Here is a 17,076-nt window from a genome sequence, read left to right as displayed (position 1 = left end):
CGGGCGGGCCCCCGGGCCTCGCGTCGGCCCCGGGTTCCGCATTGGCCCCGGGCGGGCTCCCGGCACCGGTGCCGGGGCGGCCCCGGGCTCCGGATCGGCACCGGGCGGGCCTTCGGGCCTCGCGTCGGCCCCGGATTCCGGATCGGCACCGGGCGGGTCCCCGGCACCGGTGCCGGGGACCCGCCCGGGCACCGGATCGCCGCCCTGCGGGCCTCCGGCACCGGGCACCGCAGCGCCGCCGGGCTGGCCCCGGGCCTCCGGAACACCCCGTTCCTGCCGCGGCGCGCCCGGCACCCCTGGTCGGGACCCGTCCGCCCGTGTTACGAAGGTGCATGCCCGCACCTGAGCAGTCCGCATCCCCGTCGTCCACCCGCCGGCCGCACGAGCCCGCCCGGGACCGCTACGACGCCGTGATCGTGGGCGGCGGCCACAACGGTCTGGTCGCCGCCGCCTATCTCGCCCGCGCCGGGCAGTCGGTGCTCGTCCTGGAACGCCTGGACACCACCGGGGGAGCGGCGATCTCGACCCGCCCCTTCGCCGGGGTCGACGCCCGCCTCTCGCGCTACTCCTACCTGGTCTCGCTCCTGCCGCGGAAGATCGTCCGCGACCTCGGCCTGGACTTCGCCGTACGGAAGCGGACCGTCTCCTCCTACACCCCGGCGCTGCGCGACGGACGCCCCACCGGCCTCCTCGTCGCCGGCGACCGCACCCGGGAGTCGTTCGCCGCGCTGACCGGCGGCGAACAGGAGTACGCGGCCTGGCAGCGCTTCTACGCCATGACGCAGCGCGTCGCGGAACGGGTCTTCCCCACCCTCACCGAGCCGCTCCCCGACCGGGACGCGCTCCGCGCCCGGATCGACGACCCGGAAGCCTGGCGGACGTTGTTCGAGGAGCCCATCGGGGCGGCCGTCGAGCGGAACTTCACCGACGACCTCGTACGGGGCGTGGTCCTCACCGACGCCCTGATCGGCACCTTCGCGGACGCCCACGACGCCTCGCTGCTCCAGAACCGGTGCTTCCTCTACCACGTGATCGGCGGCGGCACCGGCGACTGGGACGTCCCTGTCGGCGGCATGGGAGCCCTCACCGACGCCCTCGCCCGTGCCGCCCGTACGGCGGGCGCCGAGATCCGCGTACGGCACGAGGCGACCCGGATCGAGACCGACGGCGGCCACGCCGAGGTCACCGTCCGCACTCCCGACGGCGAACACACCGTCGCCGCCCGCCGGGTGCTGGTCAACGCCTCGCCGCAGGCCCTCGCCGCCCTCCTCGGAGAGACCCCGCCCCCGCCCGCCGAGGGCGCCCAGCTCAAGGTGAACATGCTGCTCACCCGGCTCCCGCGCCTCCGCGACCGGTCCGTCGACCCCCGGCAGGCCTTCGCCGGAACGTTCCATATCGCCGAGGGATACGGGCAGTTGGCCGACGCCTACCGTGAGGCGGCGGCCGGCCGGCTCCCCAGCGCACCGCCGTCCGAGATCTACTGCCACTCGCTGACCGACCCCTCGATCCTCGGCCCCGAACTCGCCGCGCGCGGCTACCAGACCCTGACCCTCTTCGGCCTCCACACCCCGGCCCGGCTCTTCGCCGCCGACAACGACGGCGCCCGAGCCGCCCTCCTGAAGGCCACCCTCGCGGAGCTGGACGCCCACCTGGAGGAGCCGATCACCGACTGCCTGGCGCTCGACGAGAACGGCGAGCCCTGCATCGAGGCCAAGACCCCGCTCGACCTCGAACGGGACCTCAGGCTGCCCGGCGGCCACATCTTCCACCGGGACCTCTCCTTCCCGTACGCGGACGAGGGCGTCGGGCGATGGGGAGTGGAGACCGCCCACGCCAATGTGCTGCTCTGCGGAGCGGGCGCGGTGCGCGGCGGCGGCGTGAGCGGAGTGCCGGGCCACAACGCGGCGATGGCGGCGCTGGAGGCCTCCTGAGCCCGCCGCGCGGGGGCCGCCGCACAGGGCCCCGGCCCCCGCGGGCCCGGGCCCGCGAGGACTCGACCCCGCCGGGGCCCTGCCCCTACCGGGCCTCGCCCCCGCCTGGTCTCGCCCTCCCGCCGGGCCTCGGGCGCACCGGGCCTCGCCCCCCCCCGCCGGGTCTCGGGCGCCCAGGGCCCCCGCCACCGGACCCCGGCCGCACCGCCCCCCCGCACCGACTCAACGGCCCCCGCCCCCCGTCCCCTCAGTCCGCCGAGACCACCCAGCCCGTCGCCTCGATCCGTCCCGCGTCCCGGGGCCGGTCCGCGTCGAAGACCGTGCGGACGCCGTCCTGGACCCGGAGCGCGTCGACGTACGCGCCGCGCCCCACGTACAACTGGTCCGTGGTGTAGCGCCACCTGAGCCGGACCCGCTTCCCGCGCCACGCCGACAGATCCGCCTCCATCCGGTGCCAGACCCGCCCCGACCAGCCGGACACCCAGCCCTCCGGGTGCGGCCGCGGTTCCGGCCGGTGGTGGCCGGGCCGCGCATCCCCGTGACCGCCACCCGGCCCCGGCTCGGGCCCCGTCGTGGTGAACGGCACCGGCCGCCACTCCTGCCCGGCCGACGCCTCCAGCACCTCCAGCACCAGCCGGTCGGAGCCGGGTTCGGTGTCCCACCACAGGCCGCACTCCAGCCGGGCGCGTACGGAGTCCAGGCGCAGGGCGGGCAGGGTCAGTGTGGCGGTCGACGCGCCGGCCATCCCGGAGAACCACGCCGTACGCCCCCGCTCCGGCCGGACCGGCACCGCCCGCGCCAGCTGATTGGCGATCGCCACCCGGGGCGCGCTGCCCGAGCGCCAGCTCCGTACCGGATGGACGGAGTTGCCCAGCACCACCAGGAACGTGTCGGTCGACGGGTCGAGCACCAGGCTGGTCCCGGTGAACCCGGTGTGGCCCGCCGAACGCGGGGTGGCCATCGCGCCCATGTACCAGTGCTGGTAGAGCTCGAAGCCGAGGCCGTGCTCGTCGCCGGGGAAGGCGGTGTTGAAGTCGGTGAAGAGGAGGTCGACGGAGTCCTCGGAGAGGATGCGGGAGCGGCCGTAGACCCCGCCGTTGAGCAGCGTACGGGCGAGGACCGCGAGGTCCCAGGCGCAGGAGAAGACCCCGGCGTGCCCGGCCACCCCGTCGAAGCCGTAGGCGTTCTCGTCGTGCACCTCGCCCCAGACCAGGCCGCGTTCCAGCCCGGACCAGGGCAGCCGGGCATCCTCGGTGGCGGCGATCTTCGGCTTCCAGGAGGCGGGCGGGTTGTAGCGCGTGCGGTGCATCCCGAGCGGAGCGGTGATCTCGTCGCGGAGCAGGACATCCAGAGTGCGACCGGTGATCTCCTCCAGGATCAGTTGCAACGAGATCAGGTTCAGGTCGGAGTAGAGGTAGGCGCTGCCCGGGGCGGAAGCCGGGACCTCCCGCCAGAGCATCCGGAGCTTTCCCTCCCGGGTCGGCTCCTGATAGAGTGGGATCCAGGACCGGAAACCCGAGGTGTGCGTCAGCAGCTGACGGACCGTGATGCCCTGCTTGCCGCCGCCCGCGAAGTCCGGGAGGTACGAGGCCACCGCGGCCTCCAGCTCCAGCGCCCCGCGCTCGATCTGCTGCACCGCCAGGATCGACGTGAACAGCTTGGAGATCGAGGCCAGGTCGAAGACGGTGTCCTCCGCCATCGCGATCCGCTGCTCCGGAGGGAACTCCACCCCGGTGTCCGTCGTCTCGTCGTACGCCGCATAGCGCACCGCGTGGCCGATCGGCCGGTGCAGCGCGACCGTACCGCCCCGCCCGGCGAGCAGCACCGCCCCCGCGTACCAGGGGTGCTCGGGGGAGGGCGCGAGATACGCCTCGGCCTCGCGCACCAGTCGGTCCAGCGGCCCCTGGAGCAGGCCGGCGCGGGACGCGCTGCCGCGCCGCAGGGTGGGCCGGTGCGGACGAGGTGCCTCTGGTGCCATGCCCGTTGCCGCTCCCGCCTCCGTCGCCGCCGGGCCCATGCCCCGCTCTCCCCGCTCGGCCGCCCCGGCCAACGGGATCGGCGCCAGGGCGAGCGCGCCGCCCAGGGCCAGTATCCCGCCACCCAGTCTCCGACGGCCGATGCCGCTCCCGGTGGCGCCGGCCCCGGCACCGGCGACCCCGGCTCCAGCCGAGACCCCGCTCCCCGCCGTGGCCGTGTCCTCCATCCGGTCCCCGTCCACCGGGACTTCTCCGTCCTCTGCCGCGTACCCGGTCATCCGCAACTCCTTCCCGTGCGCGGAGCAGGTCGTGGCCCGGTGGTGCCCGCGCCACGGCCCCGGCGCGAAAGTAACTTCCGAAATCTCGCCGAGCAGTGAAAGTTCCTGCCGCCGCCGAGGTTACTGTCGCCCCCGCCGTCCCGTACGCCTCCGGACCCGCAAAGAATCTGACACTGCATCAGAATTTCTCTTCCCTCGGCCGCCCCGCTGCGCCATCCTGCCGCCCATGGAGACGGAGCTGAGCAGAGAACTGGGCATCGAGCACGCCATCTTCGGTTTCACGCCGTTCCCCGCCGTCGCGGCGGCCATCAGCAGAGCCGGCGGCTTCGGCGTGCTCGGCGCGGTCCGCTACACCGACCCCCGGGAGCTGGCCCGTGACCTCGACCGGCTGGACAAGCTCGCCGACGGCAGGCCGTACGGGCTCGACGTCGTCATGCCGGCGAGGAAGGTCGAGGGCGTCACCGAGGCCGATGTCGAGGCGATGATCCCCGACGCGCACCGGGGCTTCGTCCGCGAACTGCTGGACCGCCACGGCGTGCCCGAACTCCCCGAGGGCGAGACGAGCGGCTGGCGCATCACCGGCTGGATGGAGGAGGTCGCCCGGCGCCAGCTCGACGTGGCCTTCGAGTATCCGGTCAAGCTCCTGGCCAACGCGCTCGGCTCCCCGCCCGCCGACGTCGTCGAACGTGCCCATGGCCAGGGCGTCCTCGTCGCCGCCCTCGCCGGAAGCGCCGAACACGCCCGCAGACACGCGGCGGCCGGTATCGACATCGTCGTCGCCCAGGGGTACGAGGCGGGCGGCCACACCGGGGAGATCGGCTCCATGGTGCTCGTCCCCGAAGTCGTCGAGGCCGTCGCCCCGCTGCCCGTGCTCGCCGCCGGAGGCATCGGCAGCGGCGAGCAGATCGCCGCCGGGCTCGCCCTCGGAGCCCAGGGTGTCTGGCTCGGCTCCCTCTGGCTCACCACCGAGGAGGCCGACCTCCACTCACCGGCCCTCACCCGCAAGCTCCTCGCCGCGGGCTCCGGCGACACGGTCCGCTCCCGCGCTCTCACCGGGAAGCCCGCGCGCCAGCTCCGTACCGCCTGGACCGACGCCTGGGACGACCCGGCCGGGCCCGGCACCCTCCCCATGCCCCTCCAGGGGCTGCTCGTCGCCGACGCCGTCTCCCGGATCCAGAAGTACGAGGTCGGGGCGCTGCTCGGCACCCCCGTCGGCCAGATCGTCGGCCGGATGACCAGCGAACGCAGCGTGCGCGAGGTCGTCGACGATCTGACGCGCGGCTTCGAACGGGCCGTCACCCGCATCAACCGCATCGCCGGAAGGAGCGCCACGTGACCCCGCCCCCCAACGGCTTCTGGGCCCAGGCCACCGCCGACCCCCACCGCACCGTCCTCGTCGCCCCCGACGGCGAGGAGTGGAGCGCGGGCCGCCTGCACACCGACGTCAACCGGATGGTCCACGGGCTGCGGGCGGCCGGGATGCGGGCGGGGGACGCGTTCGCCGCCGTCCTGCCCAACGGCACCGAACTCCTCACCGCCCACCTCGCGGCCTCCCAGGCCGGCTTCTACCTGGTGCCGGTCAACCACCACCTCGTCGGCCCCGAGATCGCCTGGATCGTCGCCGACTCGGGCGCCCGCGTCCTCATCACCCACGAACGCTTCGCGGCCGCCGCGACCACCGCCGCCGACGAGGCAGGGCTCCCGGAGAGCCACCGCTACGCCGTGGGCACCGTGCCCGGCTGCCGCCCGTACACCGACCTGCTCGACGGCCACCCCTCCACCCCGCCCGAGGACCGCACCCTCGGCTGGGTCATGAACTACACCTCCGGCACCACCGGCCGCCCGCGCGGCATCCGCCGTCCGCTGCCCGGCAGGCTCCCGGAGGAGACCTACCTCGGCGGCTTCCTCGGCATCTTCGGCATCCGGCCGTACGACGGCAACGTCCACCTGGTCTGCTCACCGCTCTACCACACGGCAGTGCTCCAATTCGCGAGCGCCGCTCTCCATATAGGGCACCCGCTCGTCCTCATGGACGGCTGGGCGCCCGAGGAGATGCTCCGCCTCATCGCCACCCACCGCTGCACCCACACGCACATGGTCCCGACCCAGTTCCACCGGCTGCTCGCGCTGCCCGACGAGGTGAAGGCCCGTTACGACGTCTCCTCGATGCGCCACGCCATCCACGGGGCCGCGCCCTGCCCCGACCATGTGAAACGCGCCATGATCGACTGGTGGGGGAGCTGCGTCGAGGAGTACTACGCGGCCAGCGAGGGCGGCGGCGCCTTCGCCACCGCCGAGGACTGGCTGAAGAAGCCCGGCACCGTCGGCAAGGCCTGGCCGATCAGCGAACTCGCCGTCCTCGACGACGACGGGAACCGGCTGCCGGCCGGCCAACTCGGCACCGTCTACATGAGGATGAGCACCGGCGGCTTCAGCTATCACAAGGACGAGACCAAGACCCGCAAGAACCGCATCGGCGACTTCTTCACCGTCGGCGACCTCGGTGTGCTGGACGCGGACGGCTACCTCTTCCTCCGCGACCGCAAGATCGACATGATCATCGCGGGTGGCGTGAACATCTACCCCGCCGAGATCGAGTCCGCCCTGCTCACCCACCCCGCCGTCGCGGACGCCGCCGCCTTCGGCATCCCGCACGTCGACCGGGGCGAGGAGGTCAAGGCGGTCGTCGAACCGGCCGAGGGGTACGAGCCGGGGGACGCGCTCGCCGCCGAGATCCTCGCCCACTGCGAGGAGCGGCTCGCCGGCTACAAACGCCCCCGGTCCGTCGACTTCATCGCCGCGATGCCCCGCGACCCCAACGGCAAGCTCTACAAGCGGCGGCTGAGGGAACCCTACTGGGAGGGGCGCCCACGCCCCCTGTAGAGCGCCGGGTCCGCGAGCGACACCCCCTCGCGGACCCGGATCGACTCCCCCTCTGCGCCCTCTACCGGCGCTCGTGCACCCGCACCACCTTCAGCTGCGGCGAGCGGGCGATGTCCTTCTCGCAGAACCGGGACGTCACCCAGCGCTCACCCGAGAACAGCCGTGTCTGGTCGCTGTGGTGCGGCGAGTTCGGGTTCGAGGACTGGGAGTACGTGAGCAGCGTCCGGGCCACCGGGCACCGGCTGCTGTCCCAGCCGACCGCCTGGATGTAGCTGGAACCGGCCGACACCTCGGCGTAACCGCCCGCCGCCGGGTTCCACACCGGCTCGATCTTGTTCCAGACGCCGAGCGACTCCGTACCGCCGCCGACCGGGATGCGCTTCCCGTTCCGTACGACGAACTGGTGCTCACCCAGAGGCGCGTCGAGCGCGATGCCTGCCGCCCGGAGTTCTGCCACCGCGTCGGCCAGAGCCTTGCTCACGCCCGGTGCGGCGGTGTTCAGGCCGCGCGGGGTACGGACCGGGTCGGCCGCGTCGAACGGCACCTTCCACAGTTCGGCCGCGGGCACCGCCGCCGCCTTGCGCCAGAACCGGTCGAAGAGCAGCGCGCCCCGGCTGTCGCTGTCCACGCTCCGGTCCCACCGCCGCAGCACCGGGCAGGCCGCCGACACGTCGACCGCCGTACCGTTGCTGCCCACGGCGGTCCCGCCGGGCAGGGCGGCGCACCACTTCGCCACGTCGGCCGCGACCAGGTCCCCGGTCGGCGCCCGGTCGGCGAACTGCTGGCGCTCCAGGTCCGCGACGCGCAGCCGCCCGCGCTCCGCCATCGCCGCGACGTCCTCGATCGCCCCCCGGGTCCGGACGGACCGCTGGGTGGCGGTGGTGCCGAAGACCCGCTCGTAGCCGGTCAGCGGCCGGTCGGCGTTGGTCAGCCAGGCGCTGTCGTTGGAGTTCTCGACGTACGGGGTGTTCTTCAGCGTCGGCATCCGGCCCGGCCCGAAGATCCCCGGCTGCACCGCGTCCCGGTCACGGCCGAGCGCGCACGACGCCTTCGACCCGTCCAGCACCGCGAGCCCGGCCGACGGGTAGGTGGCCCGGCCCAGCGGGGTCGAGCAGCGTGCCGCCAGCTCGTCCGTGATCCTCGGCAGCACCTGCGACTGGGAGAAGAAGGAGTTACCCGACCGGTCGGCGGCGATCGTGTTCACCCAGGGCAGCCCCTGGGAACGGTGGAGCGCCCACTCGATCCCGGCGGTGGAGCGCGCCCTGCTGAAGCCGAGCGAGGTGTCGGCGCTGCGCAGGTTCACCGCGTTCGGGTCGTTCAGCGCGTACGCGGTGCTCGCCGTCCAGGGCAGCGGCAGCGCCGCCCCCAGCGAGGTGACCACCGGGCCGTACCGGGTCCACCACTGGGTCCGGGTGACCGGGGCGGCGTCCTTCACCGGCACGGTCACCGTGCGCTGCGTCATCCGCTGCGGCTTCCCGTCCACCAGATAGACCGTGGGGTCGGCCGGATCCAGGGTCAGCTGGTGCAGATTCAGCGTGACGCCGGTCGCCACCGTGTGGCTCCACGCCACGTCCGCGTTGTGCCCGATCGAGATGGTCGTCGAACCGAGCAGGGATCCGCCCGCCACGTTCAGCTCGCCCGGGATCGTCTGCTGCGACTGCCAGAAGCGGCGTCCGCCGTCCCACGGGTAGTGCGGGTTGCCGAGGAGCAGCCCGCGCCCGTTCGCCGTGGTGGACCCCCGGAAAGCGACCGCGTTGGAGCCCATGTCGGCGTTCTGCGTGGACAGGAGGCGCCGGGCCGCCGCTGCCGCCTCCTTGGGGGTGACCCCGGCGGCGGGCGGTGCGGCCGTCGGGGGCCGGGCGGCGGTGATGCCGTCGATGCCGCGCCCCTGGCCGCCGAGCACGGCCAGGGCGAAGCCCCGTACCGCCACGTCCAGCGCGGCGACCGGGCGCACCCAGGAGGCGCCCCGGCAGGCGGGATCGGTGATGCGGTGGCGGTTCTGGCGGAGCCAGGCGTTGTACCCGGCGGCGAATCCGCGCATCGACTCCTTGGCGTCCCGGCTCGGACCCGCGGGGGCCGGGACCTTGAGCAGCTTCTCCACGGTGCCGCTGTCCCGGACGCCCCGGAAGTACAGATCGCTGGAGAGGTTCTTCGCCGCCGAGGAGAGGGAGAAGTCCGGAGCGGCGTCCGGGCCGAAGAACTTCGACCGCTCGCCGCGTACCGTGACGAACCCGTCCGCCAGCGTGCAGACCTGGTCGGCGGCCTGCGCCCAGCCGGTGCCGAAGCCCAGGTTCGCGTAGTCCTTCGCCACGATGTGCGGAATGCCGTACTCCGTGTACCGGATGGTGGCGGAGAGGCCGCCGCCCTTCGGATGGCGGGCCTCCGGCGCCCCGGAGGCGGCGGCCGGCGGCAGCGACGCCGACACGGTGAACAGGGCGAGACCGGAGACCGCGAACAGTCTGAGGCGGTTACGGAAGGTCAAGGGTGTTCCTCCCAACACAGCTGGTGGCCAAGGTGGTTCGCCCGGACCGCCGGGCAGCCACGCGCAACTCAGCCAGGGCGCCGCGCCCCCTGTCAACCGGCTGGTCGGTATCCGGCCGCCCGGGCGCCCCGCCCCCTCCGCCCCGGCCCGCCGTGGTTCTCCATCCCCCAAACGCCCCGCCCGCCGCCCTCCGGCCCGAGACGCTCCCCGCACCTGCCCCGACACTCCCCGACGGCCCCTTGACCCGCCGGGCCCGGCCGCACAGGATCACGCCATGACCGGTGTACGCAGCAGCACAGTCGACGGAGTCCTCACCCGCAGCGCCCGCCGCACCCCGGAACGGACCGCCGTGCGGTACGCCGACCGGGCCTGGACCTACGGCGCACTCGACGCGGCGGTCTCCACCGCGGCCGCCGTCCTGACGGGCGATCACGACCTGCACCCCGGCGACCGGGTGGCCTCGTACGCCCACAACTCCGACGCCTATCTGATCGCCTTCCTCGCCTGCGCGCGGGCCGGGCTCATCCATGTGCCGGTCAACCAGAACCTCACCGGCGACGACCTGGCCTACCTCCTGGACCAGTCCGGTTCCGCCCTCGTCCTCACCGACCCGGACCTCGCGGACCGCATCCCTGCGGGCCGTCCGGTACGGGCCCTGCGGGATGCCCAGGGCTCGCTCCTCGACGCCCTGGACACCGAACGGCCCTTCACCCCCGAGCGGGCCCCCGGCTCCGGCGACCTGGTACAGCTGCTCTACACCTCCGGGACCACGGCGCTCCCCAAGGGCGCGATGATGACGCACGGGGCCCTGGTCCACGAGTACGTCAGCGCGATCACCGCCCTCGGCCTGGCGTCGGGGGACCGGCCCGTGCACTCGCTGCCGCTCTACCACTCCGCCCAGATGCACGTCTTCCTGCTGCCGTACCTGGCGGTCGGCGCGGAGAACACCATCCTGGACGGGCCGGACGCCGGCCGGATCTTCGACCTGGTCGAAGCGGGGCTGGCCGACAGCCTGTTCGCCCCGCCCACCGTCTGGATCGGCCTCTCCAACCACCCCGACTTCGCCGCCCGCGACCTCTCCGCCCTCCGCAAGGCGTACTACGGGGCGTCGATCATGCCCGTGCCCGTCCTGGAACGGCTCCGCGCCCGCCTGCCCCGCCTGGCCTTCTACAACTGCTTCGGCCAGAGCGAGATCGGCCCCCTCGCCACCGTCCTCGGACCCGACGAGCACGAGGGGCGGATGGAGTCCTGCGGCCGGCCCGTCCTCTTCGTGGAGGCCCGGGTAGTCGACGAGGAGGGCCGCGAGGTCCCCGACGGCACGGCGGGCGAGGTGGTCTACCGCTCGCCCCAGCTCTGCACCGGCTACTGGGACAAGCCCGAGGAGACGGCGGAGGCCTTCCGCGACGGCTGGTTCCGCTCGGGCGACCTGGCGGTCCGGGACGCCGAGGGCTACTTCACCGTCGTCGACCGGGTGAAGGACGTCATCAACTCCGGCGGTGTCCTCGTCGCCTCCCGCCAGGTGGAGGACGCCCTCTACACCCACCCGGCCGTCGCCGAGGCGGCGGTCGTCGGCCTGCCCGACGAGCGCTGGATCGAGGCCGTCACCGCCGTCGTGGTCCTGCGCGGAGAGGCGAGCGACGCCGAACTCATCGCCCACGCACGCGAGAAGCTCGCCCCCTTCAAGACACCCAAGCGGGTCGTCTTCGTGGCGGAGCTGCCCCGCAACGCCAGCGGGAAGATCCTCAAACGCGAGCTGCGGGACCGCCTGGCCTGAGGGCGTCACCCCGCCCGGCCGTCCCCGAGCCCCGCTTCTACAGCCGCCCCGCCTCCACGATCCGCCGCAGGAACCTCTGCGTCCGCTCCTCCCGGGGCGCGCCGAACACCTCCTGCGGGGTGCCGCGCTCCAGCACCACGCCCGCGTCCAGGAAGCAGACCTGGTCGGCCACCTCGCGGGCGAAGGCCATCTCATGGGTGGCGATCACCATCGTCATGCCCTCGTCCTTCACCTCGCGGACCAGGTTCAGCACCTCGCCCACCAGCTCGGGATCGAGGGCGGCGGTGATCTCGTCCAGGAGCAGCAGCCGGGGCCGTACCGCCAACGCCCGCACGATGGCCGTACGTTGCTGCTGGCCTCCGCTGAGCCGGTCCGGGTACTCGTCGGCCTTGGCCCCGAGCCCCAGCCGGTCCAGCAGTTCGCGCGCCTGCGCCTCGGCGTCGGCGCGGGAGAGGCCGTGGACGCGCCGCGGGGCGAGGGTGATGTTCTGCAGGACGGTGAGGTGCGGGAAGAGGTTGTACGCCTGGAAGACCACCCCGATCCGGCGGCGCACCGCGTCCGCGTCGGCCCGGGGGTCGGTGATCTCCTCGCCGTCCAGCCAGATCGCCCCGTCGTCCACCTCCTCCAGGAGGTTGGCGCACCGCAGCAGCGTGGACTTCCCGGACCCCGAGGCGCCGATCAGCGCGGTCACCGTGTGCGGGGCCACCTCCAGGTCCACGTCCCGCAGCACCAGCGACGTACCGAACGACTTGCGGACCTCCTCCATCCGCAGCACCGGGCCTCCGGGGACGGCTGCCGTGCTCATACGAGTCCTCCCTGCGCCCGCCGCCGGTCCATCCGGGCCGTCACCCAGTCGGTGAGCCGGGTCATCGGGATGGTCAGGGCGACGAAGACCAGCCCCGCCACCACGTACGGGGTGTAGTTGAAGTCCTTGCTGGCGATGATCTGCGCCGCGTACACGGCGTCGACCGCACCGGCGATCGAGACGAGACCGGTGTCCTTCTGGAGGGAGACCAGGTCGTTGAGGAGCGGCGGCACCACCCGGCGTACCGCCTGGGGCAGCACCACGAACCGCAGGGTCCTGCCGCTGCTCAGCCCCAGCGACCGGGCGGCGGCCCGCTGCGAGGGGTGCACGGACTCGATGCCGGCCCGGAAGACCTCCGCCACGTACGCCGAGTAGGTCAGCACGAGCGCCGCGCCGCCCAGCAGGACCGGGTCGTTGGTCACCCCCTCCAGGCGCAGCGCGGGCACCCCGAAGACCACCATCAACAGGCAGATGATCAGGGGCAGTCCACGGAAGAAGTCCGTGTAGGCGGTGGCCAGCGCCCGGATCGGGAAGAACACCGGGCCGCGCAGCGTACGGGCCACGGCCAGCAGCAGCCCGAGCGCCAGCACGGCGGAACCGCACATCAGCAGCAGCCGCAGGTTGAGCCAGAGGCCCTCCAGGACCTTGGGCAGCGCCTCGCGCGCGTAGTGGAGGCTGAAGAACGTCTCCTGCGTACGCTGCCAGCCCGGTGACCCCGTGATCAGGAAGTACAGCACCACCCCCGTCACCAGGGTGCTGGTCGCGGCGATGGCCGTGGCCCGCCGGGTGCGGGCGCGGCGGTGGCGCTCACGGGCGAGCCTGCGCTCGGAGGGGGTGTAGGCGTCCGTGCCCACCACGGGCGGCGTCTTGTGCAGCGTCACTTGAGCACCGGCGCGTCGACGGCGTCGGAGAGCCACTCCTTCTCCAGGGCGGCGAGGGTGCCGTCCTTCCGCAGGGCGTCCACCGCACCGCTCACACAGGAGGTGAGGGCCGACTCCTTGTCCAGCACCAGGCCGAACTGCTCAGGATTGTCGGTGGAGTTGGGGAACTGTCCGACGACCGTCGCCTCCGGCACCTCGGCCCCCGTGATGTAGAAGGCGGTGGGCAGGTCCACCACGATGGCGTCCACCTGGCCGGTCTTCAGCGCCGACTTGGCGAAGTCGTTGCGCTGGTAGACGGCGGGCTTCTGGTCCGGCTTCACCAGGTCGTCGATGAACTGCAGGCTGGTGGTGCCCACTTGGGCGCCCAGCTTGACGTCCTTCAGATCGGCCAGGCTGGTCGCCTTCGCGGCCTTCGACGACTTGAGAGCGACGACCGCCTGGCGCACGTCGTAGTAGCCCGACGAGAAGGCGACGGCCTTCCTGCGGTCCTCGTTGATGGAGACCTGGTTGATGTCGAAGTCGAACTTCTTGGCGCCGGGCGCGAACGCGCTGTTGAACGGCGTGTGCTGCCAGACCACCGCATCGCGCTCGTACCCGAGCTGCTCCGCCACCGCGTACGCCACGGCCGACTCGAACCCCTTGCCGTTGGAGGGGTCGTCGTCGGAGAACCAGGGGGCGTACGCGGGCTTGTCCGTGCCCACGGTCAGCTTCCCCGGGACCTCGGTGGCGAGCTTGCCCGGCGGGCACGCCCCGGCCGTCCCGCCGGCCTGGCCCGATGCCTTCGTCTGCGGCCCGGCCTCCGGCTGCGGGGCGCAGCCGGTCAGGGCGGCGAGGAGGACGGCGGCGGAGCAGGCGGCGGTGGCCAGGGAACGGTCGGCGAGATGCATAGCGGGAGACTTCCAGTGCACGGGCCTCCCTGTCGAGATTTTCCGGCAACTGTCCGCATGGTGAGAAGGGGTGTTGCGGACGTGTGAACTCCGTGGTGGGAGGCCTGTCTTCGGGTGGTCCCCGTCACTCCGTCCCGGTCTCCCGCAGGTCCACGATCCGCCGGATCTTGCCCACCGAACGCTCCAGCGACTCCGGGTCCACGATCTCGACGCCCACCGTCACCCCGACGCCGTCCTTCACCCCTGCCGTGATGGCCCGGGCCGCCTGCTCCCGATCGCCGGCGGTCGCGTCCGGCCGGGCCTCCGCGAGGACCGTCAGCGCGTCCAGCCGCCCGTGCCGGGTCAGCCGCAGCTGGAAGTGCGGGGCGACGCCGGGCGTACGGAGCACGATCTCCTCGATCTGGGTCGGGAACAGGTTCACCCCGCGCAGGATCACCATGTCGTCGCTGCGCCCGGTCACCTTCTCCATCCGCCGGAACGTCCGGGCCGTCCCCGGCAGCAGCCGCGTCAGGTCCCGGGTGCGGTAGCGGACCACGGGCATCGCCTCCTTGGTCAACGAGGTGAAGACCAGCTCCCCCTCCGCCCCGTCGGGCAGCACCTCACCGGTGAACGGGTCCACCACCTCCGGGTAGAAGTGGTCCTCCCAGATGTGCAGCCCGTCCTTCGTCTCCACGCACTCCTGCGCCACCCCGGGGCCCATCACCTCGGAGAGCCCGTAGATGTCGACCGCGTCGATCGCGAACCGGTCCTCGATCTCCCGCCGCATCGCCTCGGTCCACGGCTCCGCGCCGAAGATCCCCACCTTGAGCGAGGTCGTCCGGGGGTCGACGCCCTGCCGCTCGAACTCGTCCAGCAGCGTCAGCATGTACGAGGGGGTCACCATGATGATCTCGGGCCGGAAGTCCTGGATCAGCCGCACCTGGCGGGCCGTCATCCCGCCGGAGGCGGGGATGACCGTGCAGCCGAGCCGTTCGGCCCCGTAGTGCGCGCCGAGCCCGCCGGTGAACAGCCCGTAGCCGTACGCCACATGGACCTTGTGGCCGGGCCTGCCGCCCGCCGCCCTGATCGACCGGGCGACCACGTCGGCCCAGGTGTCCAGGTCCCGTTCGGTGTAGCCGACCACGGTCGGGCGCCCGGTCGTCCCGCTGGAGGCGTGGATGCGCCGGACGTCCGCCTCCGGCACGGCGAACATCCCGAAGGGGTAGTTGTCGCGGAGATCGGCCTTGGTGGTGAAGGGGAAACGGGCGAGGTCGGCGAGCGTACGGCAGTCCTCCGGCCGCAGCCCCGCCCCGTCGAAGGCGGCCCGGTAGAAGGGGACGTTCCCGTAGGCGTGGCGCAGGGTGGTGCGGAGCCGTTCCAGCTGGAGGGCCTCCAGCTCCGCGCGTCCGAGCTGCTCCGCCGCGTCCAGCATGGCTGTCATCAGGGCCCTTCCTCCCGAACCGGGCGACCGATCATTCGGTCGATCTTCCTGGGAGCAGTAATTCAGGAGGCCGGGGGCGCTGGCAAGAGCGGCGCACGGATCATCCCCGCGGGCCGGGCTCCGCTCCCCGACGCCCCGGCACCGGGATCCGCGGACCGGCTCGTGGCGAAGTACGTTGCGCGCGACGCCGTGCCCCTGTTCGGATGGGCGGTATGCCGAACTTCTCCGCGTACGACACCACCCGGCTCGCCTACCACCTGGTGGGGGAGGGCGAGCCGCTGATCTGCCTGCCCGGCGGGCCGATGCGGGCGAGCGCCTGCCTCGGGGAGCTGGGCGGGCTCGGTGCCGCGCGGCAGCTGGTCCTGCTCGACCTGCGCGGCACGGGCGACTCCGCCGCACCCGGCGACCCCGCCACCTACCGGTGCGACCGGCTCGTCGACGACGTGGAGGCGCTGCGCGAACACCTCGGCCTGGACCGGATCGACCTGCTGGCCCACTCGGCGGGCGCGAACCTGGCCCAGCTGTACGCGGCCCGGCACCCGGAGCGGCTGCGCACCCTCACCCTGATCACCCCCTCCACCCAGGCCGCCGGCATCCCCGTCACCCACCAGGACCTGCGCGACGCGGCCCGGCTGCGCAGCGGCGAACCCTGGTACGCCGAGGCCCGGGCCGCCCAGGAGGCGCTGCTCGCGGGCGGCCCCTTCGCCGAGCTGTGGCCCGCCGTCCGGCCGCTCACCTACGGCCGCTGGGACGCGGCCGCGAAGGCCCACGCCGCCGCCTCCGCGGGGCAGACCAACGCGGAGGCGCGCGGCCGGTACGACGACGGCGCGTACGACCCCGCCGCCACCGTCCCGGCCCTGCGCCGACTGACCGCGCCGGTCCTCGTCCTCGCCGGCGAGCTGGACGGCCACCCGAGCCCGGACCGGGCGGCGGAGCTGGCCGCGCTCTTCCCGTACGGCGAGTTCACCGTCCAGAGGGGCGCGGGGCACTTCCCGTGGCTGGACGACCCGGGCGCCTTCTCCCGTACGGTCACGGCCTTCCTCGACGGGGAGGTCCGGAGCGTGTCTGCGGGCGGGGTCCGGCTCGCCTACCGGGTGTGGGGCGACCCCGCCGCCCCGCCGGTCGTCCTCCTCCACGGCCGGGGAGGCTCCTCCCTCACCTGGACGCGGATCGCCGGGGAGCTGGCCGCCGACCACCGTGTGTACGCCCCCGACTTCCGGGGCCACGGGCTCAGCGACTGGCCCGGCCACTACTCCTTCGAGCTGTTCCGCGACGACCTGCACGCCTTCCTGGAGGCCCGCAACCTGCCCGGCGCCACCGTCGTGGGGCACTCCATGGGCGGGGTGGCCGCCTACCTCCTCGCCCAGCGCGAACCGGGCCTCATCGGCCGTCTCGTCATCGAGGACGCCCCACCGCTCCTCCCGCTCGACCCGCCCCGCCCGGCCGCCGAACACCCCGGAGGCGAGCTGGACTTCGACTGGCCCGTCGTCCCGCACACCGACGCCCAGCTGAACGCCCCGGACCCGGCGGCCCGCGAACGGCTGGCGGAGATCACCGCCCCGACGCTGGTCATCGGCGGCGGTACGACGAGCCACATCGACCAGGCCCAGCTGGCCCGCATGGCCGACACCGTCCCCGACGCCGAGTTCGTCACCATCGAGGCGGGCCACCTCGTCCACACCGCCCGTCCGGAGGAGTTCCTCGCCGCGCTCCGGTCGTTCGGCCTGGGGTGACCGCGCTGCTCGGCTCCACCCCGGCC

The 17,076-nt window shown here is 73.4% G+C and carries 11 protein-coding genes; 5 read left to right on the top strand and 6 right to left on the bottom strand.

Going from position 1 to position 17,076, the window contains the following annotated elements:
- Positions 1-332: 332 nt before the first annotated feature.
- Positions 333-1,931: a phytoene desaturase family protein gene (locus tag ACQ9ZG_RS00545; RefSeq protein ID WP_109914366.1), complete on the top strand. Its 1,599-nt coding sequence runs from the start codon at positions 333-335 to the stop codon at positions 1,929-1,931.
- 247 nt (positions 1,932-2,178) lie between these two features.
- Here the strand turns inward: ACQ9ZG_RS00545 and ACQ9ZG_RS00540 are convergent, their stop codons facing one another.
- A complete protein-coding gene (locus ACQ9ZG_RS00540) occupies positions 2,179-4,185 on the bottom strand; it encodes a serine hydrolase domain-containing protein (protein ID WP_499279622.1) in 2,007 nt (668 codons plus the stop codon).
- A 226-nt stretch (positions 4,186-4,411) separates the two neighbouring features.
- Between ACQ9ZG_RS00540 and ACQ9ZG_RS00535 the strand changes: the two genes are divergently transcribed.
- Positions 4,412-5,521, top strand: a complete 1,110-nt coding sequence (locus tag ACQ9ZG_RS00535) for an NAD(P)H-dependent flavin oxidoreductase (protein ID WP_109916863.1) — start codon at positions 4,412-4,414, stop codon at positions 5,519-5,521.
- A complete protein-coding gene (locus ACQ9ZG_RS00530; protein WP_109916862.1) occupies positions 5,518-7,068 on the top strand; it encodes an acyl-CoA synthetase in 1,551 nt (516 codons plus the stop codon). The genes ACQ9ZG_RS00535 and ACQ9ZG_RS00530 overlap by 4 nt, the downstream gene beginning before the upstream one ends.
- Before the next feature lie 61 nt (positions 7,069-7,129).
- Here ACQ9ZG_RS00530 and ACQ9ZG_RS00525 read toward each other — a convergent pair whose 3' ends face one another.
- Positions 7,130-9,550 carry a penicillin acylase family protein gene (locus ACQ9ZG_RS00525; protein ID WP_499279620.1) on the bottom strand — a complete coding sequence of 807 codons (2,421 nt, stop codon included), beginning with the start codon at positions 9,548-9,550 and terminating at the stop codon, positions 7,130-7,132.
- 274 nt (positions 9,551-9,824) lie between these two features.
- On the opposite strand from ACQ9ZG_RS00525, the gene ACQ9ZG_RS00520 reads away from it, so the two are divergent.
- The gene (locus ACQ9ZG_RS00520) at positions 9,825-11,324 is read left to right on the top strand and encodes an acyl-CoA synthetase (RefSeq protein ID WP_109914566.1); all 1,500 of its coding nucleotides are present in this window, start codon (positions 9,825-9,827) and stop codon (positions 11,322-11,324) included.
- A 37-nt stretch (positions 11,325-11,361) separates the two neighbouring features.
- On the opposite strand, the gene ACQ9ZG_RS00515 is transcribed toward ACQ9ZG_RS00520, so the two are convergent.
- The 4 genes from ACQ9ZG_RS00515 to paaK form a co-directional block, all read right to left on the bottom strand.
- Positions 11,362-12,129: an amino acid ABC transporter ATP-binding protein gene (locus ACQ9ZG_RS00515; RefSeq protein WP_109914565.1), complete on the bottom strand. Its 768-nt coding sequence runs from the start codon at positions 12,127-12,129 to the stop codon at positions 11,362-11,364.
- Positions 12,126-13,010, bottom strand: a complete 885-nt coding sequence (locus ACQ9ZG_RS00510) for an amino acid ABC transporter permease (RefSeq protein ID WP_109914564.1) — start codon at positions 13,008-13,010, stop codon at positions 12,126-12,128. The genes ACQ9ZG_RS00515 and ACQ9ZG_RS00510 overlap by 4 nt, the downstream gene beginning before the upstream one ends.
- Positions 13,007-13,897 carry an ABC transporter substrate-binding protein gene (locus ACQ9ZG_RS00505; RefSeq protein ID WP_109914563.1) on the bottom strand — a complete coding sequence of 297 codons (891 nt, stop codon included), beginning with the start codon at positions 13,895-13,897 and terminating at the stop codon, positions 13,007-13,009. The genes ACQ9ZG_RS00510 and ACQ9ZG_RS00505 overlap by 4 nt, the downstream gene beginning before the upstream one ends.
- A gap of 124 nt (positions 13,898-14,021) precedes the next feature.
- Complete coding sequence (gene paaK, locus ACQ9ZG_RS00500; RefSeq protein ID WP_109914562.1) at positions 14,022-15,317, bottom strand: phenylacetate--CoA ligase PaaK; 1,296 nt, start codon at positions 15,315-15,317, stop codon at positions 14,022-14,024.
- 212 nt (positions 15,318-15,529) lie between these two features.
- Here paaK and ACQ9ZG_RS00495 point away from each other — a divergent pair, with 212 nt between their 5' ends.
- On the top strand, positions 15,530-17,050 hold the full coding sequence (locus tag ACQ9ZG_RS00495; protein ID WP_499279616.1) for an alpha/beta fold hydrolase: 1,521 nt from the start codon (positions 15,530-15,532) through the stop codon (positions 17,048-17,050).
- Positions 17,051-17,076: the final 26 nt, after the last annotated feature.

It is taken from the genome of Streptomyces araujoniae (genome assembly GCF_050871195.1).
Taxonomy (GTDB): Bacteria; Actinomycetota; Actinomycetes; order Streptomycetales; family Streptomycetaceae; genus Streptomyces; species Streptomyces bacillaris.
This window is presented reverse-complemented; position numbering and strand designations above follow the sequence as displayed.